Origin of the sequence: Streptomyces sp. NPDC089919 (assembly GCF_040684615.1) — a bacterium.
GTDB lineage: Bacteria > Actinomycetota > Actinomycetes > Streptomycetales > Streptomycetaceae > Streptomyces.
This window is the reverse complement of the sequence record NZ_JBFBGK010000025.1, coordinates 40321-62640: the sequence shown is the minus strand read 5'-3', so window position 1 is coordinate 62640 and position 22320 is coordinate 40321. Positions and strand designations below refer to the sequence as shown.

General features: G+C 74.5%; 18 protein-coding genes. 11 read left to right on the top strand and 7 right to left on the bottom strand.

Annotated elements, in window-relative coordinates:
* Positions 1 to 31: 31 nt before the first annotated feature.
* The 3 genes from ccrA to AB0O40_RS13645 form a co-directional block, all read right to left on the bottom strand.
* Positions 32 to 1369 (bottom strand): crotonyl-CoA carboxylase/reductase, encoded by a 1338-nt coding sequence (gene ccrA / locus AB0O40_RS13655; RefSeq protein ID WP_365039688.1) that lies wholly within the window; start codon positions 1367 to 1369, stop codon positions 32 to 34.
* Between the two features lie 381 nt (positions 1370 to 1750).
* Positions 1751 to 2572, bottom strand: coding sequence for a TetR family transcriptional regulator (locus tag AB0O40_RS13650; RefSeq protein ID WP_365039685.1), 822 nt, complete (start codon positions 2570 to 2572; stop codon positions 1751 to 1753).
* A 121-nt stretch (positions 2573 to 2693) separates the two neighbouring features.
* Positions 2694 to 4508, bottom strand: a complete 1815-nt coding sequence (locus AB0O40_RS13645) for a 3-hydroxyacyl-CoA dehydrogenase family protein (RefSeq protein ID WP_365039682.1) — start codon at positions 4506 to 4508, stop codon at positions 2694 to 2696.
* 416 nt (positions 4509 to 4924) lie between these two features.
* Here AB0O40_RS13645 and AB0O40_RS13640 point away from each other — a divergent pair, with 416 nt between their 5' ends.
* The gene (locus tag AB0O40_RS13640) at positions 4925 to 5491 is read left to right on the top strand and encodes an adenylosuccinate lyase (protein ID WP_365039680.1); all 567 of its coding nucleotides are present in this window, start codon (positions 4925 to 4927) and stop codon (positions 5489 to 5491) included.
* A 59-nt stretch (positions 5492 to 5550) separates the two neighbouring features.
* On the opposite strand, the gene AB0O40_RS13635 is transcribed toward AB0O40_RS13640, so the two are convergent.
* Both AB0O40_RS13635 and AB0O40_RS13630 read right to left on the bottom strand, forming a co-directional pair.
* The gene (locus AB0O40_RS13635; RefSeq protein ID WP_365039677.1) at positions 5551 to 7533 is read right to left on the bottom strand and encodes a hypothetical protein; all 1983 of its coding nucleotides are present in this window, start codon (positions 7531 to 7533) and stop codon (positions 5551 to 5553) included.
* 89 nt (positions 7534 to 7622) lie between these two features.
* Positions 7623 to 9245 (bottom strand): alpha/beta hydrolase, encoded by a 1623-nt coding sequence (locus AB0O40_RS13630; RefSeq protein WP_365039674.1) that lies wholly within the window; start codon positions 9243 to 9245, stop codon positions 7623 to 7625.
* A 442-nt stretch (positions 9246 to 9687) separates the two neighbouring features.
* Between AB0O40_RS13630 and AB0O40_RS13625 the strand changes: the two genes are divergently transcribed.
* The 10 genes from AB0O40_RS13625 (at position 9688) to AB0O40_RS13580 (ending at position 20803) form a co-directional block, all read left to right on the top strand.
* The gene (locus AB0O40_RS13625; RefSeq protein ID WP_365039672.1) at positions 9688 to 10131 is read left to right on the top strand and encodes an SRPBCC family protein; all 444 of its coding nucleotides are present in this window, start codon (positions 9688 to 9690) and stop codon (positions 10129 to 10131) included.
* Between the two features lie 188 nt (positions 10132 to 10319).
* Positions 10320 to 11153 carry a M55 family metallopeptidase gene (locus AB0O40_RS13620; protein ID WP_365039670.1) on the top strand — a complete coding sequence of 278 codons (834 nt, stop codon included), beginning with the start codon at positions 10320 to 10322 and terminating at the stop codon, positions 11151 to 11153.
* A gap of 1 nt (position 11154) precedes the next feature.
* Positions 11155 to 12516: a M20/M25/M40 family metallo-hydrolase gene (locus tag AB0O40_RS13615; RefSeq protein ID WP_365039667.1), complete on the top strand. Its 1362-nt coding sequence runs from the start codon at positions 11155 to 11157 to the stop codon at positions 12514 to 12516.
* A gap of 21 nt (positions 12517 to 12537) precedes the next feature.
* A complete protein-coding gene (locus AB0O40_RS13610) occupies positions 12538 to 14613 on the top strand; it encodes a prolyl oligopeptidase family serine peptidase (RefSeq protein ID WP_365039664.1) in 2076 nt (691 codons plus the stop codon).
* 35 nt (positions 14614 to 14648) lie between these two features.
* Positions 14649 to 15200: a GNAT family protein gene (locus AB0O40_RS13605; protein ID WP_365039661.1), complete on the top strand. Its 552-nt coding sequence runs from the start codon at positions 14649 to 14651 to the stop codon at positions 15198 to 15200.
* Positions 15201 to 15373: 173 nt separating this feature from the next.
* Positions 15374 to 17344: a DUF5107 domain-containing protein gene (locus AB0O40_RS13600; protein WP_365039658.1), complete on the top strand. Its 1971-nt coding sequence runs from the start codon at positions 15374 to 15376 to the stop codon at positions 17342 to 17344.
* A 53-nt stretch (positions 17345 to 17397) separates the two neighbouring features.
* Positions 17398 to 17598 carry a hypothetical protein gene (locus AB0O40_RS13595; RefSeq protein WP_365039655.1) on the top strand — a complete coding sequence of 67 codons (201 nt, stop codon included), beginning with the start codon at positions 17398 to 17400 and terminating at the stop codon, positions 17596 to 17598.
* A 109-nt stretch (positions 17599 to 17707) separates the two neighbouring features.
* Complete coding sequence (locus AB0O40_RS13590) at positions 17708 to 18280, top strand: TIGR03086 family metal-binding protein (RefSeq protein ID WP_365039652.1); 573 nt, start codon at positions 17708 to 17710, stop codon at positions 18278 to 18280.
* 171 nt (positions 18281 to 18451) lie between these two features.
* Positions 18452 to 19705, top strand: a complete 1254-nt coding sequence (locus AB0O40_RS13585; protein WP_365039649.1) for an aminotransferase class I/II-fold pyridoxal phosphate-dependent enzyme — start codon at positions 18452 to 18454, stop codon at positions 19703 to 19705.
* A 63-nt stretch (positions 19706 to 19768) separates the two neighbouring features.
* Positions 19769 to 20803 carry an MBL fold metallo-hydrolase gene (locus tag AB0O40_RS13580; RefSeq protein WP_365039646.1) on the top strand — a complete coding sequence of 345 codons (1035 nt, stop codon included), beginning with the start codon at positions 19769 to 19771 and terminating at the stop codon, positions 20801 to 20803.
* 47 nt (positions 20804 to 20850) lie between these two features.
* Here the strand turns inward: AB0O40_RS13580 and AB0O40_RS13575 are convergent, their stop codons facing one another.
* Both AB0O40_RS13575 and AB0O40_RS13570 read right to left on the bottom strand, forming a co-directional pair.
* Positions 20851 to 21486 (bottom strand): VTT domain-containing protein, encoded by a 636-nt coding sequence (locus tag AB0O40_RS13575; RefSeq protein ID WP_365039643.1) that lies wholly within the window; start codon positions 21484 to 21486, stop codon positions 20851 to 20853.
* Positions 21483 to 22247 (bottom strand): MBL fold metallo-hydrolase, encoded by a 765-nt coding sequence (locus tag AB0O40_RS13570; RefSeq protein ID WP_365039640.1) that lies wholly within the window; start codon positions 22245 to 22247, stop codon positions 21483 to 21485. Before AB0O40_RS13570 ends, AB0O40_RS13575 begins: the two co-directional genes overlap by 4 nt.
* Between the last annotated feature and the right edge of the window lie 73 nt (positions 22248 to 22320).

The window sequence follows — 22320 nt, the reverse complement described above, 5'->3', positions numbered from 1 at the left end:
TGTGATCTGCTGGGTCTGGAGCAGGGACGGGTCAGATGTTGCGGAAGCGGTTGATGGCGTCGATGTGCTGCGCGCGCAGCTCGTGGTCGCGGACGCCCAGACCCTCTTCGGGGGCCAGCGCGAGGACGCCGACCTTGCCCTGGTGCAGGTTGCGGTGCACGTCGTACGCCGCCTGGCCGGTCTCTTCGAGGGAGTAGACCTTCGAGAGGGTGGGGTGGATCTTGCCCTTGGCGATCAGGCGGTTGGCCTCCCACGCCTCGCGGTAGTTCGCGAAGTGCGAGCCGACGATCTTCTTCAGCGACATCCACAGGTAGCGGTTGTCGTACTGGTGCATGTAGCCGGAGGTCGAGGCGCAGGTGGTGATGGTGCCGCCCTTGCGGGTGACGTAGACCGAGGCGCCGAAGGTCTCGCGGCCCGGGTGCTCGAAGACGATGTCGATGTCCTCGCCGCCGGTCAGCTCACGGATCTTGGAGCCGAACCGCTTCCACTCGCGCGGGTCCTGGGTGTTCTCGTCCTTCCAGAACTTGTACCCCTCGGCGTTGCGGTCGATGACCGCGGTGGCGCCCATGGCGCGGCAGATGTCCGCCTTCTCCGGGGAGGAGACCACGCAGATCGGGTTGGCGCCGCCGGCCAGCGCGAACTGGGTGGCGTAGGAGCCGAGGCCGCCGCTGGCGCCCCAGATCAGGACGTTGTCGCCCTGCTTCATGCCGGCGCCGTTGCGGGAGACCAGCTGGCGGTAGGCGGTGGAGTTGACCAGGCCCGGGGAGGCGGCCTCCTCCCAGGTGAGGTGGTCCGGCTTGGGCATCAGCTGGTTGGACTTGACGAGCGCGATCTCCGCCAGGCCGCCGAAGTTGGTCTCGAAGCCCCAGATGCGCTGCTCGGGGTCGAGCATCGTGTCGTTGTGGCCGTCGGAGGACTCCAGCTCGACGGAGAGGCAGTGCGCGACGACCTCGTCGCCCGGGTTCCAGGCGTTGACGCCCGGGCCGGTGCGCAGGACGACGCCCGCCAGGTCGGAGCCGATGATGTGGTACGGCAGGTCGTGGCGCTTGGTGAGCTCCGACAGGCGGCCGTAGCGCTCCAGGAAGGAGAAGGTGGAGACCGGCTCGAAGATCGAGGTCCACACCGAGTTGTAGTTGACCGAGGAGGCCATGACTGCGACCAGGGCCTCGCCCGGGCCCAGTTCGGGCAGCGGGACGTTGTCGAGGTGGAGCGACTTGCGCGGGTCCTTCTCGCGGCTGGTGAGCCCCTCGAACATGTCCGCCTCGTCCTTGTGGACGGTGATGGCGCGGTACGAGTCGGGGAGCGGGAGGGCCGCGTAGTCGGCGGCCGTCGCGGCCTGCGACTGGATCGCGTCCAGGATGTCCTTCACGGTGGGTGCCTCCGGCGAGGTTGCGTCGAGGGAAACGCTGAGGGTGGGTCCGGTGGAGGTGTGCCGTCGGTTCGGCGGTGCGGTGGTGCGAAAGGGCGCTGTGGTGGGCGCGGGTTGCCTGGTGACGCAGGCATCCGGGGCGCGTCCCGTGCATGTGGTGGCACGGGCCGCGGGGACGTCCGGACTGAGCTCAACGTATGGCACCCCGTGTCACTCGGCAAGGCACCGAGTGCCAAAACTTTCTCTCATTTGCCCATTGACCTGCGCAGATGAGCGATGATCGATCAGAGTTACCCGCGAGTAGGGGCAACCCGGACAAAAGAAAACGACCGCCCCCCGGTCACCGGGAGACGGCCGTCACATCGCTCTTCTAGCTGCGGCTCACTTCTTGCGCAGGGCTTCCTCGATCGTCCGCATGACCTCGTCCAGCGGGGCGTCCGTACGCGCCACCGCCACCAGCACCTCGCCCTCGGTGCGCACCGCGGCCGGCGGCTCGGCGGCCGCGGTGGCGGTGCCGTTCAGGGTCCGCCCGGCCCCGATCCCGGAACCGAAGGTCTTGCGCACGATCGCGAAGGCGTGGTCCAGCTCGGTCTCCACGTCCCCCTGGCCGCCGGCCCGCAGCCAGCGCCGCAGCACGTGGTTGTGGGCCGTCACCACCGCCGAGGCCGCGACCTCCGCCAGCAGCGGGTCGTCGTTGCCGTCGTGGTGGTCCTGCTCGTCGAAGTGGGCGAGCAGGTAGCGGGTGAAGAGCCGTTCGTACCGGGCCACCGAGGCGATCTCCCGCTCCCGCAGGGTGGGCACCTCGCGGGTGAGCCGGTAGCGCTCCACCGAGACCGCGGGGGAGGCCGCGTACATCTTCATGACCTCCTTGATCCCCCGGCACACCGTGTCCAGCGGGTGCTCGTGGGCCGGCGCCGCGTCCAGCACGGCCTCGGCGCGGATCAGGGTGTCGTCGTGGTCCGGGAAGATCGCCTCTTCCTTGGACCGGAAGTGCCGGAAGAAGGTCCGTCGCGCCACCCCGGCGGTCGCGGCGATCTCGTCGACGGTGGTCGCCTCGTACCCCTTCGAAGCGAACAGCTCCATCGCGGCGGTGGCGAGCTCGCGCCGCATCTTGAGCCGCTGGGCGGCCGCACGGGTGCCCGCGGTGCTCTCCTGGGCCTCGGGCGCGGCGGCGGTACGGGGGGTCTTGGCGGACTGGGACATAAGGCGAACGTACTGCATTTGCGCAGGAGAGCACGCCGGAGGGGGTGGATGCGGGGGAGGACTCCCGGAGGGTACGGCCCGCCCTGAGGGCCCGAGGAGTCCTCCCCACGCGTCCGGCCCGCTACTTCCGGGCGTACTCACGGAAGCCGCGGCCGGTCTTGCGGCCCAGGCAGCCCGCCGCCACCAGGTGCTCCAGCAGCGGCGACGGGGCCAGCCCCGGGTCGCGGAACTCCTTGTGGAGGACCTTCTCGATGGCCAGCGAGACGTCCAGGCCGACCACGTCCAGCAGCTCGAACGGGCCCATCGGGTAGCCGCCGCCCAGCTTCATCGCGGCGTCGATCTCGTCGAGGCTGGCGTAGTGCTCCTCGACCATCTTGATGGCGTTGTTCAGGTACGGGAACAGCAGCGCGTTCACGATGAACCCGGCCCGGTCCCCGCAGTCCACCGGGTGCTTGCGGATCTTCGCGCAGACCTCGCGGACGGTGGCGTGCACGTCGTCCGCGGTCAGCACGGTGCGGACCACCTCGACCAGCTTCATGGCCGGCGCCGGGTTGAAGAAGTGCATGCCGATCACGTCCTGCGGCCGCGAGGTGGCGCGCGCACACGCGATCACCGGCAGCGAGGAGGTGGTGGTGGCCAGCACCGCGCCCGGCTTGCAGACCTTGTCCAGCCGGCCGAAGAGCATCTGCTTGACCTCGAGGTCCTCGGCGACCGCCTCGACCGCCAGGTCCACCCCGCCGAAGCCCTCTTCCAGGGACTCGGCCGGCGAGATCCGGGCCAGCACCTCCTCACGGGCCTCGGGGGTCATCCGGCCCCGGTCGACCATCCGCGCGAGGGACTTGCCGATCGCGGCCTTGGCCGCGACCGCCTTCTCCGGGGTACGGGCGGCCAGCACCACGTCGTACCCGCCCTGCGCGAAGACCTGGGCGATGCCGGAGGCCATGGTGCCGGAGCCGGCCACGCCCACCGAGGTGATCGTCCGGCCGGCGCCGGTGCCGCCGCCCTCCAGGGGGGTCTGCGCGTCCCGCACCACCTCGGCGCTGCCGGGTGCCTCGTACGAGTAGAAGCCCCGGCCCGCCTTGCGGCCGGTCAGCCCGGCCTCGGCGAGGTGGCCCAGGACCGGCGCGGGGGCGTGCAGCCGGTCACCGGAGGCCGCGTACATGGCCTCCAGGACGGTGCGCGCGGTGTCCACGCCGATCAGGTCGAGCAGTGCCAGCGGGCCCATCGGCAGGCCGCAGCCCAGCCGCATCGCCGCGTCGATGTCCTCGCGGGAGGCGTACTTCGCCTCGTACATGGCCGCGGCCTGGTTCAGGTAGCCGAAGAGCAGGCCGTCGGCGACGAAGCCGGGGCGGTCGCCGGCCGTGACCGGCTCCTTGCCCAGCGCCCGGGCCAGCGCGGTGACCGCCTCGACGGCCGGCGGCGCGGTCAGCACCGAGGAGACCACCTCGACCAGCTTCATGGCCGGCGCCGGGTTGAAGAAGTGCAGGCCCAGCACCCGCTCGGGGCGCTGCGACTCGGCCGCCAGCCGGGTCACCGACAGCGCGTTGGTGCCGGTGGCCAGGATGGTGTCCGGGCGGACGATCGCGTCCAGCGCCGCGAAGACCTGCTGCTTGAGCTCGTACGACTCGGGCACGACCTCGATCACCAGGTCGGCGTGGGCGGCGGCCTGGAGGTCGGCGAAGGTGCGGAAACGGGACAGCACGTCCTGCCGCTCCTGCTCGGTCAGGCGCTCGCGGGACACGGCGCGGGCCGTGGAGGCCTCCAGCGCGGCCACGCAGGACCGCGCGGCGGCCTCGCTGACGTCGATGCCGATGACCTCGTGGCCGGCGCGGGTGAGCACTTCGGCGATGCCGGTGCCCATCGTGCCGAGGCCGACCACGGCGACGGTCTGGATGGCGAAGGGGGACGGACTGGGCGGAGTGGACTGACGGTCCATCGCGGGACTCCAGTGAATGAGGAAGTGACGACTGAGGGGCCCGGCGCGCGGCGCGCCGAAGAGGGTGCGGGGCGCGGGGAGGTGCGGGCGGTGCGGTGCGTACGGCGGAACGGGAGCCGGAGCGCGCGGAGTCGACCGCGCGGGGGCTTCGGGTCCGGAAGGCTGCGTCAAGCGGACGACGTGCGCTGTCCCGGCGCTACGTCGCTGCGTCGTGCAGAAGCGGCGGTCGCGGGCGGACCCGGACCGGCCGAACCGATCGATCACCCGAGGAGGCTGCGTCACCAGGCCGCCCCGGGCGGGCGCACCCCGTTCGGAGGTGCTGAGCCGACATTAACTCGCGAGTAGCAAGCCTGCCAAGAGGGCGGCCCGAGTGATGTGTGCCGCGCGGGCCCCGCCGCGCGCCTACCCTGCTTCCCATGGAGACGGTCGACGAAGAGCTACGGGCGTTCACGGAGCGCATACGTGCCGAGGCCGGGGCCGCGTGCGAGCCCCTGCTGGCGGCCGGGCCGCAGGAGCTGGTCGGGGTGCTGACGGCCCTCGAACAACCGCTGTGGGCCCGGGAGGTGGCCGCCTTCCGGCTCGGCTGCGCGGGGGACCGGCGGGCCTTCGAGTCGCTGGTCCTGCTGCTCAACCACCGGGACCCGGCGCGCTGCGTCTCGGCCGCGCACGCGCTGGCGCGGCTCGGCGACCCGCGCACCGCCCGGGCGGCGGCCGCGCTGGCCACCAACCCGCTGCGCACCGCCTACGCGATCTCGGCCGTCCGCCTGCTGGCGCAGCTGCGCGCCCCGGAGTCGGCCCCCGCCCTGATCGCCACCCTCACCCGCCTGCTCTCCCCGAACGACCCGTACTGGCGGGTGGCCGTGGCCTGCGTGGAAGCCCTCGGCGACCTGGCCGACCCCGCGGCCCGCCCGGCCCTCACCACCGCCCAGTCCCACCCCCGCCTGGCCGTGGCGGCCACGGCGGCCCTGCGCAAGCTGCCGTGACGCGCAACCGCCCCCGCCCGGGACTTCGTCCGGACGGGGGCGCTTCGTCGTGCGGGCGGTCAGCCGCGCCGTACCGGCCCGACCGGGGCCGAAGTCGCCGGCCGGCTGCCGTACTTCTTGCTGGACGCCCGGACGGTCACGGTCAGCCGCTTGCCGGCCAGCGAGGCCGGCACGGTGAACCGCGAGGAGGTCGCCCCCGCGACCGCCACCCCGTCGGCCTTCCACTGGTACGCGTACGCATCGGGCGCGGGCGTCCACGTCCCGTGCGAGGCCTTCAGGACGGCCCCGACCTTCGGGGTGCCCGTGATGACGGGCTTGACGGTGGCCTTGAGGGGCGAGGCGGTGACGGTGAAGTAGCCCAGCCTGACGCTGTCGTACACCACGTTCCACTCCCCGGCCGCGGCGCCCTTGAGGTCGAACTCGGCCTTGAGGGTCTTGCGGTCCTCCGACACGGAGACGACCTTCGCGGGGATGCGCTTGCCCGACCGGTAGATCTCGAACCGGTACTTCGTGTGGAGGGAGTTGCCCCTCACCGTCACGGTCGCCGTGGTCCCCGTGACGCCGGTGGCGGGTGTGGGTGAGGAGGCCCGCAGCTTCTCGACCCCGCAGGTGGAGGTCGAGCAGACGAGTTCGGCGCGGTAGGCGGTCGCGGACGCCTTCTCGGGCAGACCGAGGACGAAGATGCTGGGCACGACCTTGTCGGTGAGCGGGCCGGCCACGTAGCAGGAGTACCCGCTGTCCCCGACCCCGTAGCAATGGTTGACACTCCCTGGCCCGTACAGGGCGGGGACCGCGGCCTCGTGGCCTCCCGCCGTGTCGACCGGGGAGACGTCGAAGTGTGCGTTGTACGACGTCGGCAGCGCGAGGCAGACGGCGGTGTGGCGCTCGTCGAGCCTGCCGCTGAGCGGGCCGTAGCCGTAGTTGATGTTCGCGACCTTCTTGCACTCGGGGGCGGGGCCCGCGGACGTGGCGATGCGCTGGGCGTCGAAGCGGTAGGTGTCCGCCGTCTTGAGCCAGTAGGGCACGTAGATCAGCACCTGGTACCGGGTGGAGCCGGTGGCGGCGCAGGAGCTGTTGCGGTTGCACGAGAGGTACGAGCCGTCGGACCCGAACACGAACATGTTGGCGGTGCCCAGCGGGTCGCGCACGTTCAGGTGCAGCACGTCCCCGGCCGCGGCGGTCGTCACCTGGCGGCACCGGTACCCGCCCTCCGGGAGGAGGGTCCCGCCCCGGGAGGGGGCGCCGACCGCGGTGGCAGCGGTCACCGTGCAGCCCTTCGCCGTGCCGGTCACGTCGCGGCGGGTGAGGCTGAATTCGGCGGGGGCGTCGCTCGCGTGGAAGAGCACCGTGTACGGGGTGCCGGGTGCCAGGAAACAGCCCGCCCCCGAAGGCAGGTCGCCGCCCACGGAACAGGCGGACGAGCCGTCCGGCCCCACCACATCGACCCAGCCGGGCAGTCCGCCGGAGAGGCCCCGCAGCTGGAGCTGCTCGGTCCGTGCGTGATCGGCGGGGATGCTGAAGCAGTGGGAGAACGTGCCGGAACCGGTGGTGAACCGGGCAGCCGGGCCGGCCGAGGTGAAGTCACCGGCGGGGAGGACGGGGCAGTCCTGCGTGTCCGACCGGTAGAAGGCGAGGAGGTAGTCCCCGACACCCTCGTCCGAGCCGGCGGTGACCATCGCCTTGAACGGTCCGGTGCCTACGAGGTGACAGGCTCCCGAACGCACGTCCCGGGTGTCGCAGATCGTGCTGCCGGCAGCGTCGACGACCGCGGTCCGGGCCCCCGGACCGGCCTCGGGGTACGGCGACAGGGCTGCGATCCGGGCCCCTGAGGTGAGCGGCAGGACGAGGCAGTCGGAACGGTCGGTCGCGGTGAAGCTGCCGTGGTGCGTGCCGAGCTGCACGGCCGTGCAGTCCTCCGACGCGGTCCCGGGCGCCGCCCACGACCCGCCGGCCGGCAGGAGAACGGCCAGCAGGACGGACAGGGCGAGCAGGAGCGCGGCGTACGGCGTGGGCTTCGCGCGGGTATGCGCGTGAATGGGCATTCCGATCCCCCCGGAGCGGTCTGTGGCGTGGGCCGCGCCACCTTAGACAACGCTCCGGAGGGCCGGGTTCACAGGGTCCGGGACGCCGGTCAGCCGCGGAAGCCCAGGAGGCCGTGGAGGGCGTTGCCGGTGGCGGTCGGGGGGAGGGACCGGGTGGTGGGGGCGGGCTGGGGGGCGGGGTTGGCGGCGCAGGTGGCGTCGACGCCGGCGGCGCGGTCGGCGGGGGAGGCGTGCGGGAGGGTGCCGTCGGCCAGGTAGGCGGCCAGGTGGCCGTCGAGGCACTTGTTGCCGCTCAGGGAGACGCCGTGGTTGCCGCCGCCCTCCTCCACGACCAGCGCCGAGCCGGCCAGCCGGCCGCGCATCGCCACCGCGCCCCCGTACGGCGTGGCCGCGTCCTCCGTGGCCTGGAGGAGCAGCGTCCGCGGGAGCGCCGTGTTGGAGACGTCCGGCAGCTCCAGCGGCTCGGTCCGCCAGAACGCGCAGGGGGCGTTGTACCAGGCGTTGTTCCAGGTCATGAACGGGGCCTTGGTGTGGGTGCGCCACATGTCCGCCCGCCACTGGTTCCAGTCCCGCGGCCAGGCCGAGTCCCGGCACTGCACCGCGCTGTAGACGCTGTAGCTGTTGCCGGCCGCCGGGTCCACCGCGCCGAACCGCTGGTACGCCGCCACCAGCGGCTTCTCGTCCCCGTCCTTGGCGTACGCCGAGAACGCCTCGGCCAGGCTGGGCCAGTAGCCGTCGAAGTAGCCGCCCGGCAGGTAGGTGTCCTCCAGCTCGGCCGGCCCGACCTTGCCCCCGGCCGGCTCGGTCTTCAGGCGGGACCGCATCTCGTACCAGGCCCGCTCCACCCCGGCCGGGTCGGTGCCCAGCCCGTAGCGGTCGTCGTACCGCGCCACCCACGCCAGGAACGCTTTGTGGCGGGCGTCGAAGGCCAGGTCCTGGGCGAGGTTGTCCTCGTACCAGACGCCGCCCGGGTCCACGACGGAGTCCAGGACCAGCCGCCGGACCCGCTCCGGGTGCAGCTTCGCGTACACCGCGCCGAGGTAGGTGCCGTACGAGTAGCCGAAGTACGAGAGCTGCCGCGCCCCGAGCGCCGCGCGCAGCAGGTCCATGTCCCGGGCGGCGCTGACGGTGTCGATGTACGGCAGGACGTCGCCGTACTTCTCCTGGCACTCGCGGGCGAAGGCCTGGACCCGGTCGAGGTTGGCCCGCTCGTCGGCCGCGGAGTAGGGGACCGGGTCCGGCCGGACCGGCTCGAAGTGGCCCTTGCCGCAGTTCAGCGCCGGCTCGCTCTTGCCCACGCCCCGCGGGTCGAAGCCGATCACGTCGTACTGCTCGGCCACCGCCTTGGGGAGCGAGGCGGCGACGAAGCCGGCCAGGCTGCGGCCGCTGCCGCCGGGCCCGCCCGGGTTGACCAGCAGCGGTCCCTGGAAGGTGCGGCCGGTGTGCTTGACGCGGGACACCGCCAGCGTGATCCGGCGGCCGTCCGGGCGGCCGTGGTCCAGCGGCACGGAGAGCGAGGCGCACTGCAGGCTCGGGTAGCGTGCGGTCGCGCAGTTCTTCCAGGCCAGGGCGGCCGGGGCGGCGGCCCGCGGACCGGCCGCGGTGCCCGCCCGGGGCGCGGCGGTCACCGTGGCCGTCGCCGGGGCGGTGGCGGCCACCGTCGCCGTCAGCACGGTGGCGATGGACAACAGCACTGCTGCACGCTTCTTCATAGGGCCTCCCAGCCGCGGGGTCTGGGCGGAATCGTCCCGGATATTCCGGCCGGAAACCGTGATTGTGCCGACTGTTGGCCCGATTTGATGATGGTTCAGGACATGCGTATGGAGATCGGAGGAGTCCGTCCGCGGTCCCGGGCCACGGCCCCGCTCCCGGGCCCGCGCGGGCGGGCCCCTTGGGGGCGCGGGCCGGAAGCCCGCCACGCCCGCCGCGGTATTCGTAAGTACGTACGGGGGTGACGGCCCGGCCGGGTGCCCGGCGGCCGTCCCGGTGCAGGCCCGGCGCGCCGCAGATGGAGTACCGGGAGTGTCCCCGGGCGCCCCGGCGCGTCCCGGGCCCGGCGGACGGTACGGGCCCCGATTTGGGCCCCCGCACCGGAGGTGGTTGGCTTGCCGCCGACGCCGAAGTCGATCGTTCACAACTGCTGGAGGAACAGGTATGGCGCAGGTCGAGGCCACCACGGAGCGGATCATCGCGGCCGACGCGGAGACCGTGTTCGACGCGCTGGCGGACTACACCGGCACCCGGTCCAAGCTGCTCCCCGAGCACTTCAGCGAGTACGAGGTGCGCGAGGGCGGCGACGGCGAGGGCACCCTGGTCCACTGGAAGCTCCAGGCCACCAGCAAGCGCGTCCGCGACTGCCTCTTCGAGGTCACCGAGCCCACCGACGGGCAGCTGGTCGAGAAGGACCGCAACTCCTCGATGGTCACCACCTGGACCGTCACCCCGGCCGGCGAGGGCAACTCCCGCGCCGTGGTCAGCACCGTCTGGAACGGCGCCGGCGGCATCGGCGGCTTCTTCGAGCGCACCTTCGCCCCCAAGGGCCTGGTCCGGATCTACGACGCGGTGCTCGCCAACCTGGCCACCGAGACCGAGAAGTGAGCTGAGCGGGGGCCGTGCGGCCGCGGGTTGACGCCCCGGCCGCTCACCGGATCGGGTGGTCCGCGCCCGGGGCCCCCGCGGACCCCGCCCGGCCCGCGACCCGCCGCGCGCGGTGTCCTCTGTGCCGGGCCGGTCCCGCTGGTTAGGGTGGAGCACCGCCGCTCGCCCGTCCCACCACCGGGGGCCCGATGAAGATCCTCATCTCCGCCGACATGGAAGGCGCCACCGGCGTCACCTGGCCCGCCGACGTGCTGCCGGGGACGCCCCAGTGGGAGCGCTGCCGGGCGCTGTTCACCTCCGACGTCAACGCCGCGGCCCTCGGCTTCTTCGACGGCGGCGCGGACGCCGTGCTGGTCAACGAAGCCCACTGGACCATGCGCAACCTCCTCCTCGAGCGCCTCGACGAGCGCGTGGAGATGCTGACCGGCCGTCACAAGTCCCTCTCCATGGTCGAGGGCGTCCAGCACGGCGACGTGGACGGCATCGCCTTCGTCGGCTACCACTGCGGCGCCGGCGCCGAGGGCGTCCTCGCCCACACCTACCTCGCCAACTCGATCACCGGCGTCTGGCTGGACGGCGTCCCGGCGAGCGAGGGCCACCTCAACGCCCATGTGGTCGCCGAGTACGGCGTCCCCGTCGTCCTCGTCACCGGCGACGACCTGACCTGCACGGACGCGGCCGGCTACGCCCCCGCCGCCCGTACCGTCGCCGTCAAGGACCACGTCTCCCGGTACGCCGCCGTCTGCCGCCCGCCGGCCCGCACCGCCGCCGATATCCGGGCCGCCGCCAAGGAGGCCACCGCACTGGCCGGCCGGTACGAGCCCGCCCCCCGCGGCCCCTTCACCGTCGAGGTCGAGTTCGACGCGGCCCACCTCTCGGCCGCGGCCACCGTCGTACCGGGCGTCGAGCGCGCCGGGGAGCGCCGGATCGCCTACACCAGTCGGACGATGTACGAGGGGATTCGCACCTTCAAGGCGGTCACCACGATCGTGTCGGCCGCCGTGGAGGAGCAGTATGGTTGACATGAACCATGCACAAGAGCCCGGTCCGGACGGCAGCACCGGCCCCGTCGACGAGCAGGCCCTCGCCGAGGTCGTGGAGTTCACCTCCGGCCTGATCCGCATCGACACCAGCAACCGCGGCGGTGGCGACTGCCGTGAGCGCCCCGCCGCCGAGTACGCGGCCGAGCGGCTGGCCGCCGCCGGCCTCGAACCGGTCCTGCTGGAGCGCACCCCGGGCCGCACCAACGTCGTCGCCCGGATCCCGGGCACCGACCCCACCGCCGACGCGCTGCTGGTCCACGGCCACCTCGACGTGGTGCCCGCCGAGGCGGCCGACTGGAGCGTGGACCCCTTCTCCGGCGAGGTCCGCGACGGGGTCGTCTGGGGCCGCGGCGCGGTCGACATGAAGAACATGGACGCGATGATCCTGGCCGTGGTCCGGGCCTGGGCGCGGGCCGGGGTGCGGCCCCGCCGGGACATCGTGGTCGCCTTCACCGCCGACGAGGAGGACAGCGCCGTCGACGGCTCCGGCTTCCTCGCCGACCGGCACCCGGAGCTCTTCGAGGGCTGTACGGAGGGGCTGAGCGAGTCCGGCGCCTTCACCGTGCACGCCGGGCCCGGGCTGCCCCTGTACCCGATCGCCGCCGGCGAGCGCGGCACCGCCTGGCTCAAGCTGACCGCGCACGGCACCGCCGGCCACGGCTCCAAGCCCAACCGCGCCAACGCCGTCAGCCGGCTGGCCGCCGCCATCACCCGCATCGGCGAGTACGAGTGGCCGCTGCGGCTCACCCCCACCGTCCGCGCCGGGCTGGCCGAGCTGGCCGCCCTGCACGGCGTGGACGTCGACCCCGGCGCGGCCGGCTTCGACCCCGACCTGCTGCTCGGCAAGCTGACCCCGGCCGCCGCCGCACTGGCCGGCGCGACCCTGCGCAACAGCGCCAACCCGACGATGCTGGAGGCCGGGTACAAGGTCAACGTCATCCCGGGGCACGCCACCGCCTACGTCGACGGGCGGATCCTGCCCGGCGGCGAGGAGGAGTTCCGCACCACCCTGGACGCCCTCACCGGCCCGGACGTGGACTGGGAGTTCCACCACAAGGAGGTCGCGCTCCAGGCCCCGGTCGACTCGGCCACCTTCGCCACCCTGCGCGCGGCCGTCGAGCGCTTCGACCCCGAGGCGCGGGTGGTGCCCTTCTGCATGGCCGGCGGCACCGACGCCAAGCAGTTCTCCCGGCTCGGCATCACCGGTTACGGCTTCTCCCCGCTCAAGCTGCCGCCCGGCTACGACTACTGGTCGCTCTTCCACGGCGTCGACGAACGGGTGCCCGTGGACGCCCTGCACTTCGGCGTCCGGGTCCTCGACCACGCGCTGCGCGCGCTGTAACCGGCAGGAGAGAGACGGAACATGGTGCCCACCGGGCCGTACGGCAGTTGGCCCTCGCCGATCGACGCGGCCCTGGCGGCCTCGCTCGACGGCCGCCCCGAATACCTCGGCACGGTCGGCGAGGAGATCTGGTGGACCGCCCCGCGGCCCGCCGAGGGCGGCCGGCGGACCCTGGTGCGCCGGCGCACCGGCCCGGGCGGCGCGGTCGACGAGGAGTCGCTGCTGCCGGCGCCCTGGAACGTGCGCAGCCGGGTCGTCGAGTACGGCGGCACGCCCTGGGCGGCGCTGCCGCGCCCGGCCGGCGGCCCGCTGGTGGTCTTCGTGCACTACGCGGACCAGCGGCTGTACGCGTACGAGCCGGACGTCCCGGGCGCCGCCCCGCGGCCGCTGACCCCGCTCTCCGCGGTCGGCGGCGGGCTGCGCTGGGCGGATCCGGTGCTCCGCCCCGAGCTGGGTGAAGTCTGGTGCGTGCTCGAGGAGTTCACCGGACCGGAACCGACGGACGTGCGCCGGGTGATCGCCGCGGTGCCGCTGGACGGCTCGGCGGCCGGGGCCCGGCGGGCCGTGCGGGAGCTGACCGACGACCGGCACCGCTTCACCACCGGCCCCCGGCTCTCCCCGGACGGCGCCCGCGCCTGCTGGCTGGTCTGGGACCACCCGAGGATGCCCTGGGACGGCACCGAGCTGAAGGTCGCCGAGGTCGGCCCGGAGGGCGAACTGCGGCAGGTCCGGACGGTGCTGGGCGGCCCGGAGGAGTCGGTGGCGCAGGCGGACTGGGCGGCGGACGGTGCGCTGCTGGCCGTCAGCGACCGGGGCGGCTGGTGGAACCCGTACCGGGTCGAGTTGACCGCCCCGGGCGGCCCCGGCACCCCCGGCGGGGTCGGCGGCAAGGCCGTCAACCTCTGCCCGCGGGAGGAGGAGTTCGGCGGGGCGCTGTGGAAGACCGGGCTGCGCTGGTTCGCCCCGCTGCCCGGGGGCACCTCCCAGCCAGGCGGTTCCGCGGGCGGGCTGATCGCCGTCCTGCACGGCCAGGGCTCCTCGGTGCTCGGCGTGCTGGACCCGGAGACCGGCGACCTGGTCGACGCGGCGGGCCCCTGGACCTCCTGGTGCCCCACCCTGGCCACCCACGGCAGCCGCGTCTACGGCGTCGCGGCCAGTCCGCGCAGCGGGTACGAGGTCGTGGAGCTGGACACCCGCACCGGGCGGGCCCGGGTGGTGGGGGCGCGGGCCACCGACCCGGTGGACCCGGCGTACTACCCGGAGCCGATGAGCCGCACCTTCAGCGGCCCCGACGACCGGGAGATCCACGCGCACGTCTACCCGCCGCACAACCCGGTGCGCGCCGCGCCCGCCGACGAGTTGCCGCCGTACGTGGTGTGGGCCCACGGCGGCCCCACCGACCACGTGGAGCCGGTCCTGGACCTGCACATCGCGTACTTCACCTCGCGGGGCATCGGGGTCGCCGAGGTGAACTACGGCGGCTCGACCGGCTACGGCCGGGCCTACCGCGAGCGGCTGCGCGAGCAGTGGGGCGTGGTGGACGTGGAGGACTGCGCGGCGGTGGCCCGGGCGCTGGCCGCCGAGGGCACCGCCGATCCGGCCCGGCTGGCGATCCGGGGCGGCAGCGCCGGCGGCTGGACCGCGGCGGCCTCGCTGGCCGCCACCGACGTCTACGCCTGCGGCACGATCAAGTACCCGGTGCTCGACCTGGTCGGCATCGCGGACGAGACGCACGACCTGGAGTCCCAGTACCTGACCGGCCTGGCCGGGCCGCCGCAGACGCTGGCGGTGCGCTGCCGGGAACGCTCCCCGCTGGCCCGCGCCGAGGGCATCGCGGTGCCCTTCCTGCTGCTCCAGGGGCTGGCGGACGCCGTCTGCCCGCCCGCCCAGGCCGAGCGGTTCCTGGCCCGGATGGCGGGGCGCGGGGTGCCGCACGCCTACCTGGCCTTCGACGGCGAGGGGCACGGCTTCCGCCGGGCCGAGACCATGGTGCGGGCCCTGCAGGCGGAGCTCTCGCTCTACCTCCAGGTCTTCGGGATCGAGCGGGCGGACCTGCCGGTGCTCCCGCTGGCGACCGGGCCCGGGCCCGGCGGCTGACCGGGAACCCCCGGGCCGCGCCGTAGGCTGGCGCGATGTCCGAGATCCTGCTCGCCCGGGGTGCCCGGGTGGCCCTGCGCCGCTACCGGCTGGAAGACGGTCCCGAGTTCACCGCCCGGGTCCGCGAGAGCCGGCCGCTGCACCACCCGTGGCTCTTCCCGCCCGAGACCGCCGACGCCTTCGAGACCTACGCCAAGACGGTGATCGAGGACGACACCCGGGCCGGGTTCCTGGTCTGCGAGGGGGACGAGACCGGGCCGCTGGCCGGCTTCATCAACATCAACAACATCGTGCGGGGCGGCTTCCAGTGCGGCGCGCTGGGCTACGGCGCCTTCGCGCACGCGGCCGGCCGGGGGCTGTTCGCCGAGGCCATGGAGCTGGTCGTGGGCCATGCCTTCGGTCCGCTGGGCCTGCACCGGCTGGAGGCCAACATCCAGCCGGGCAACGCCCCCTCGATCGCGCTGGTGCGCGGCCGGGGCTTCCGGCTGGAGGGCTTCTCGCCGGCCTTCCTGCGGATCGACGGCGCCTGGCGCGACCACGAGCGCTGGGCCCGTACCGCTGACATGACGGTCGATCAAGCCCCTTGACCCGCGGCGGACTTGTGCCGGCGAACCGGGTCAACGGTCCTGGTACGGACCACTGATCCGGCTTTGCCCAATCCTGACGTGATGATCCCCTGGTGGGGTCGGGGCGTGGCGTGTTCCATACCTTTCGGGGGGTGCGCCTGGGGAGGGCGGACCCGCATGAAGGTGAGGTTGCCTTGGCCACTACCGTTCGACGGGCCGTACTGACGCTGCCCGGGGCCCCGTTGGGGCCGGAGAACCCGCTGCCCGCACTGCGCACGCTCGACGAGGTGCACGTCCTGGACGAGCGCTCGCGGGCGGAGCTGCCCCGGGACATGGCCCGCCAGGTCGGCTACCGGCCACTGCGCGGGGTGCTGCCGGTGCGGATCCTCGACGGGTACGAACGGGAGCGCTCGCAAAGGGAGTTCGCCGCGATCGTGGTGGAGAACCCGCACCTGCGGGTGACGGTGCTGCCCGGTCTCGGCGGCCGGGTGTACTCGCTGGTCCGCAAGGAGCCGGACGGCACCGAACGCGAACTGCTCTACCGCAACCCGGTCTTCCAGCCGGCCGCCTTCGCCCTCAACGGCGCCTGGTTCTCCGGCGGCATCGAGTGGAACATCGGCGCCACCGGCCACACCACGCTCTCCTGCGCCACCCTGCACACCGCCCTGGTCCCGGCCCCCGACGGCGGGGTCATGCTCCGCCTGTGGGAATGGGAGCGCCTGCGGGACCTGCCCTTCCAGGTCGACCTGTGGCTGCCGGCCGACTCCGCCTTCCTGTACGTCGGTGTCCGGATCCGCAACCCGCACGAACGCCCGGCCCCCGTCTACTGGTGGTCCAACATCGCGGTCCCCGAGGCCCCCGGCACCCGGGTCCTCGCCCCGGCCGACGAGGCCTGGCACTTCGGTTACGAACGCACCCTGCGCCGGATCCCCGTCCCCGAATGGGAAGGGGCCGACCGCACCTACCCGCTGCGCGGCAGCCACCCCGCCGACTACTTCTACGAACTCCCGCACGGCGCCCGCCCCTGGATCGCCTCGGTCGACGAGGAGGGGCACGGGCTGGTGCAGACCTCCACCCAGGCGCTGCGCGGCCGCAAGCTCTTCGTCTGGGGCTCCGGCACCGGCGGCCGGCGCTGGCAGGAGTGGCTGACCGAACCCGGCACGCCCGGCTACGCCGAGATCCAGGCCGGCCTCGCCCGCACCCAGCTGGAACACGTACGCCTGGACCCCGGCGGGGAGTTCAGCTGGCTGGAGGCGTACGGCCCGGTCTCGGCGGACCCGGGCGTGGTGCACGGCGCCGACTGGTCCGCCGCCCGGACCGCGGTGGCCGCCCGCCTCGAGGCCGACCTACCGGGGGCCGCGGTCGAGGCCGCGCACGCCGCCTGGCGCCCGTACGCCGACGTGGAACCGGGGGAGCGGCTGGTCGAGGGCTCCGGCTGGGGCGCGCTGGAGGTCCTGCGCGGCGGGCTCAAACTGCCCGGCACGCCCTTCGAGGAGGGCGCCCTCGGCGACGAGCAGTCCCCCTGGGTGGAACTGCTGCGCACCGGGGTCTTCCCGGCCCCGCGACGGGTCGTACCGCCCGGCCCGAGCCTGGTCGCGCCGCACTGGCGGGACATGCTGGAGACCGCCCCGGCGGACCCGCTCACCGAGTACCACCTGGGCGTCGCCCAGTGGCACGCCGGGGACGTGGCCCAGGCGGTGCGCAGCTGGGAGCGGGGGCTGGCGCTGGCGCCCTCGCGGTGGCCGCTGCTGCGCTGCCTGGCGATGGCCGACGAGCTGGCCGGGGACGCCGAACGCGCCGCCGACCGCTTCGCGGAGGCCTTCACCGACCTGTGCGAGGAGAGCCGCGGGGGACCCGCCTGGACCGCGGCCCTGGCGGCCCTCGGCCGGGAGGCGCTGGCCGCCCTGCTCGCCGCGGCCCGGCCGGCCCAGGCCCGGTCGGTGTGGACCCGGCTGCCCGCGGAGGTCCGCTGCCGCGGCCGGTTCCGGTTGCTCACCTCCCGGCTGCTGCTGGCCGAGGGGGACATCGAGGGGGCCCGGGCGGTCTTCGACGAGGGCTTCGAGGTGGCCGACCTCCGCGAGGGCGACGAGGCGCTGTCCGACCAGTGGTCCCGCCTGAGCGCCGACCCGGTGCCCCGGCACTACGACTTCCGGATGCGCCCGTGACCCAGCCCGCCCCAGGCCCTGGGCTGCGGCCGACCGACGATCAAGGAGCAGTCATGGCCAAGGTGACCGTGTCCCTCGACGCCGACCTGGCGATCGAGGTGATGCTGCTGACCGGCACCGCCAACCCGCAGGACGCCGTCGAGCTGATCACCCGCGACTACCTGGCCCGGTCCCACCGCACCGAGGCCCGCACCGGGGAGGCGGCGGACGCCCACCGCACCGCCCGCGCGCCCCGGCCGGTGGAAGAGGGATAGCCCCCGCCGGGAGCGGCCCCGCCGCCCCGCCCGCCGGGTGGCAGCCGTCCCGGCGGGCGAGGACAGTGGGCAGCAGGGGCGGGCGAGCCGGGAGAGGACGGTGGGAGTCATGGCGGACGCGCTGCTGGAGCGGCACGCGCAGGCGCTCAAGCTCTTCGGTGACCTCGTGCACGCGGTCGGCCCGGACCAGTGGGGCGACGCCACCCCCTGCACCGAGTGGACCGTGCGGGACCTGGTCAACCACGTCACCGGGGAACAGATGTGGATCCCGCCGCTGGTCACCGAGGGGCTGACGGTCGCCGAGGTCGGCGGCGCCCTCGACGGGGACCTGCTCGGCGAGGACCCCTCCGACGCCTGGGACCGGGCGGCCGCCGGGTCGGCCGCCGCCTTCGCGGCCCCCGGCGCCCTGGAGAAGACGGTCCAGCTCTCCTACGGCCCGGCCAAGGCCGCCGCGTACTGCTCGGAGCTGACGGCCGACGCGGCCGTGCACGCCTGGGACCTGGCCCGCGGGATCGGTGCGGACGACCGGCTCCCCGCGGACCTGGTCGAGTACTCCCTCAAAGAGGTCATGCCCTACGCCGACGGGCTCGCGGCCAGCGGCATGTTCGCCGAGCCGCTGGACATCCCGCCGGGCGCCGACGCGCAGACCCGGCTGCTGGCCCTGCTCGGCCGCAAGGGCTGAGCCCCGCGACGCGGCCGCGCGGGCCGGGCCCCGGTCCCCGGACGCGCCCGCCCGGGTCCGTTTCCGGTACCGCGTCCCACCTCCGGCCGACCCCGTTCTCCGGATAAAGGGGCAAAACCTCCCAGATCTCCGTATAAAGGGCATGAGAACCCTAGGGAGGCGGGCGGCGGCGTGGAAGCGGACGGGGCGGTGGCGCAGGTGCGGCGGGCGGTGCCCGAGGGCCGGGGTCCCGTCCGCTTCGGCCCGCCCGCGCCCGGCACCGGACTGCCCGTCCTCCCCGAGCTGACCGCCGTACTGGCCGCCGCGGCCGACCGGGGCGGCCCCGAACCGCCCGGCGGCGGCGCACCGCTGCGGCTGGCCGCGCGCGGCTTCTGGGAGCGCCGGGGCCTGTACCCGGGCCCGGCCGGCCCCGACCGGATCGCGGCCGCCCCCGGCGCCCCCGCCCTGCTGCTCGCCCTCCTCGGCGCCTTCGGCGGCGACGTGCTGCTGCCCCGCCCCTGCCCCGCCTGGTGGACCCCCACGGCCCGGCTGCTGGGCCGGCGGGCCTTCCACGTGCCCACCCCCGCCGAGTGCGGCGGCGTACCCGACCCGTACGCCCTGCTGGAGACCGTACGGCGGGTGCGGGCCGAGGGCGGCGACCCCCGGGTGCTCCTGCTGTCCGTGGCCGACGACCCCACCGGCACGGTCGCCCCGCCCGAGGTGCTGCGGGCCGCCTGCGAGGCCGCGGTCTCCGAAGGGCTGGCCGTGATCAGCGACGAGACCTGGCGCGAGACCGTGCACCGCCCGCACGAGACCGTGCTGGTCAGCCCCGCGGAGATGTGCCCGCAGGACGTGACGGTCCTGGTCGACCTGGCCGGCTCGCTGCTGCCCGCCGGCTGGCCGGCGGCGGTGGCCCGCTTCCCCGGCACCCCCGCCGGCCACCGGCTGCACGCCCGTACCCTCGACGTCCTCGCCGCCACCGGCGCCCTGCTCGCCGCCCCGGTCGCGGCCGCCGCCGGGTACGCCCTCACCGAGCCGCCGCCGGTCGCCGCCCGGGCCGCCGCCGCGGCCCGGGCGCACGGCGCGGTGGCCGCCGCCATGCACCGGATCCTGCTCGGCGCCGGCGCCCTCGCCCGGCCCCCGCAGGCGGGCCGGCACCTCTACGCCGACCTCACCCCGCTGCGCGCCGGACTGGCCCGGCACGGCGTCGGCGACGCCCTGGAACTCGAGGATCACCTCAGTTCCCGTCTCGGTGTCCTCGCCCCCGGAGGGCAGCGCTTCGGGGACGAACTGGGCGCCCCGCGCGCCCGGCTGGCGACGGAACCCCTGCTCGGGGGCACCGAATCGGAACGGCTGGCCGCCCTGCGGGCCGAGGATCCGCTCGCGGTACCGCACGTCCAGCGATCCATGAGCGACTTCGGATCGGTGTTCGATGAGCTCAGCTGACAATGCCGGTGTCCGGCAGCGAACCGCCCGTGAATCGAACCGCCCGTGAATGGAGTCGCCTCGATGACGGAACAGACGGAACGGACCGTGCGCACCGCCCCCGGCCCGCGCCCGGGTCAGGCCGTCCGCCCTGCTCCCGGTATGCGCCCGCTCGGCGAACACCGCACCTGGCCCCGGTCCTTCGCGGACCGGCTCACCGCCCCGCTGCCCGGCGTCCGCTCCTTCGCCAAGCTGGCCCGCGAGGGCGCCTTCCGGCCCACCGCCGAAGGCCTGCACGGCATCCCCGACCTGCCGTACGCGCCCGGGCCGCTGCCCGCCGCCACCGGCACGCTCTCCGTCACCTGGGCCGGGCACGCCAGCTGGATCGTCCGGATCGGCGGGCTGACGATCCTCACCGACCCGGTCTGGTCCCGCAAGATCCTCGGCACCCCGGCCCGGATGACCCCCGTCGGGGTCCGCTGGGAGGACCTGCCCCGGATCGACGCCGTGGTCATCAGCCACAACCACTACGACCACCTCGACGCGCCCACCCTGCGGCGGCTGCCCCGGGACACCCCGCTGCTGGTCCCGGCCGGACTCGCCCGCTGGTGCCGCCGCCGCGGCTTCAGCCACGTCACCGAGCTCGACTGGTGGGAGGCCGTGCAGCTGGGTCCGGTCACCTTCGACTTCGTACCGGCCCACCACTGGTCCAAGCGCGGGCTGCTGGACACCTGCCGCACCCTGTGGGGCGGCTGGGTGCTCACCGACACGCTCACCCGGCAGAGCCTCTACTTCGCCGGGGACACCGGCTACGGCCACTGGTTCGCCGAGATCGGCCGCCGCTTCCCCGGCCTGGACCTCGCCCTCATGCCGATCGGCGCCTACGCCCCGCGCTGGTGGCTGCGGGACGTGCACGCCGACCCCGAGGAGGCCGTACAGGCCACCCTGGACCTCGGCGCGCACCGGATGGCCCCCATGCACTGGGGGACCTTCGTGCTGTCCGCAGAACCGGTCCTGGAGCCGCTGCAACGCGTCCGCGAGGCCTGGTCGCGGGCCTGCATGCCGCGCGAGGCCCTGTGGGACCTGCCGGTCGGCGCCTCCCGGAGCCTGCCCGCCTGACCGCCGGCCGCCCGGCCGCGCCCCGCGGCCGGGCCGCCCACGCCGTCCTAGCCCTCGGCGACCGGCCCCCGCCGCCGCAGCCGGCGCCACAGCGGCGGCACCGCGCTGATCAGCAGCGTCAGACCGACCGCCAGCACCACGCCCTTCCACGGGTCGTGGAACAACGACCCGCCCAGGATCCCGATCAGCTGGTACGTCGCCGCCCACGCCAGGCAGGCCGGCACGTCACCGCGGACGAAGGCGCGCAGCGGCAGCCGGGCCAGCAGGCAGGCCAGCATCACCGGGATCCGGCCCGCCGGGATCAGCCGGGACAGCACCAGCACCATCACGCCGTGATCGGTCAGCTGCTGCTGGGCCGCCGCCAGCTTCTCCGGCGCGGCCCGGCCGCGCAGCTGCGCCAGCCAGCGCGAGCCGTTGCGGGACCGCACGCCCCGCTGCCCCAGCCAGTACAGCGCGACATCGCCGAGGAACGCCCCCAGCGCCCCCACCAGGAACACCAGCAACAGCCCCACCGGCAGGGTCTGGTGGTGGAAGGCCACCACCGCCGCCGAGCTCACCAGCGCCCCCGTGGGGATCACCGGTACCAGCGCCCCCAGCGCCACCAGCAGGAACAGCGCCGGGTACCCGACGGCCTGCTGGGTCGACTCGGGCGGCACCGACCGGGTCACTTCGAGCAGAATCACGCCACCACGCTCTCCCCGTGCGCCAGCTTGGCCACCGTCACCCGCGGGGCGAGCTCGGCGGCGTGCCGGACGAACTCGTCCCCCGGAGCGTGGAACTCGTGCGGCCGCACCGCGTCCATGCCGATCGGCCAGAACGTGCCGTAGTGCACCGGCACCGCCCGGCGCGCCGCCGTCAGCCCCGCCAGCGCCTGCGCGGCCCGCCGCGCGTCCAGGTGCCCGGGGCCCAGGTAGGGGCCCCAGCCGCCGACCGGCAGCAGCGCCACGTCCACCGGCCCGACCTCCTGCGCCATCGTCTCGAACAGCCCGGTGTCCCCGGCGAAGTACGTCCGCTCCGCGCCCTCGACCACGTACCCGAGCGCGGGCACCCGGTGCGGGCCCACCGGCAGCCGGCGGCCGTCGTGCCGGGCACTGACCGCCCGCACCCGCACCGCCCCCACCGCGACCTCCTCGCCCGGCGCCACCTCGGTCAGCGACAGGTGCCGCAGCCGGGCCAGCCCCGGGACCGCCCGCGGCGCGCCGCGCGGCACTAGCACCCGGGTACCGGGCGCCAGCCGGGCCAGCGAGGGCAGGTGGAGGTGGTCCGAGTGCAGGTGCGAGACCAGCACGGCGTCGGCCTCCGCGGCCCGCGGCGGCGGTGGCGCCCCGCGCCGGCGCCGCAGGTGGGCCAGCCGGCCGGTGAACAGCGGATCGGTCAACAGGCGCACCCCCGAGTCCTCGACGGTACAGGTGGCATGACCCCACCACGTGATCTCCACCGGCACGCGCACCCCTCCTCGACCGACCCTGGGCCTGCCCCGAGCGTAGGCGCTGCCGCGGCGCGGTGCCTCGACTGCG

What these genes read in the sequence shown, in the direction of transcription:
- AB0O40_RS13595 (WP_365039655.1), top strand. Translation starts at nt 17,398, where the DNA reads ATGGCCAAGGTGACCGTGTCCCTCGACGCCGACCTGGCGATCGAGGTG.
- AB0O40_RS13620 (WP_365039670.1), top strand. Translation starts at nt 10,320, where the DNA reads ATGAAGATCCTCATCTCCGCCGACATGGAAGGCGCCACCGGCGTCACC.
- AB0O40_RS13645 (WP_365039682.1), bottom strand. Translation starts at nt 4,508, where the DNA reads ATGGACCGTCAGTCCACTCCGCCCAGTCCGTCCCCCTTCGCCATCCAG.
- AB0O40_RS13590 (WP_365039652.1), top strand. Translation starts at nt 17,708, where the DNA reads ATGGCGGACGCGCTGCTGGAGCGGCACGCGCAGGCGCTCAAGCTCTTC.
- AB0O40_RS13615 (WP_365039667.1), top strand. Translation starts at nt 11,155, where the DNA reads ATGAACCATGCACAAGAGCCCGGTCCGGACGGCAGCACCGGCCCCGTC.
- AB0O40_RS13635 (WP_365039677.1), bottom strand. Translation starts at nt 7,533, where the DNA reads ATGCCCATTCACGCGCATACCCGCGCGAAGCCCACGCCGTACGCCGCG.
- AB0O40_RS13605 (WP_365039661.1), top strand. Translation starts at nt 14,649, where the DNA reads ATGTCCGAGATCCTGCTCGCCCGGGGTGCCCGGGTGGCCCTGCGCCGC.
- AB0O40_RS13650 (WP_365039685.1), bottom strand. Translation starts at nt 2,572, where the DNA reads ATGTCCCAGTCCGCCAAGACCCCCCGTACCGCCGCCGCGCCCGAGGCC.
- AB0O40_RS13630 (WP_365039674.1), bottom strand. Translation starts at nt 9,245, where the DNA reads ATGAAGAAGCGTGCAGCAGTGCTGTTGTCCATCGCCACCGTGCTGACG.
- AB0O40_RS13625 (WP_365039672.1), top strand. Translation starts at nt 9,688, where the DNA reads ATGGCGCAGGTCGAGGCCACCACGGAGCGGATCATCGCGGCCGACGCG.
- AB0O40_RS13580 (WP_365039646.1), top strand. Translation starts at nt 19,769, where the DNA reads ATGACGGAACAGACGGAACGGACCGTGCGCACCGCCCCCGGCCCGCGC.
- AB0O40_RS13640 (WP_365039680.1), top strand. Translation starts at nt 4,925, where the DNA reads ATGGAGACGGTCGACGAAGAGCTACGGGCGTTCACGGAGCGCATACGT.
- AB0O40_RS13610 (WP_365039664.1), top strand. Translation starts at nt 12,538, where the DNA reads ATGGTGCCCACCGGGCCGTACGGCAGTTGGCCCTCGCCGATCGACGCG.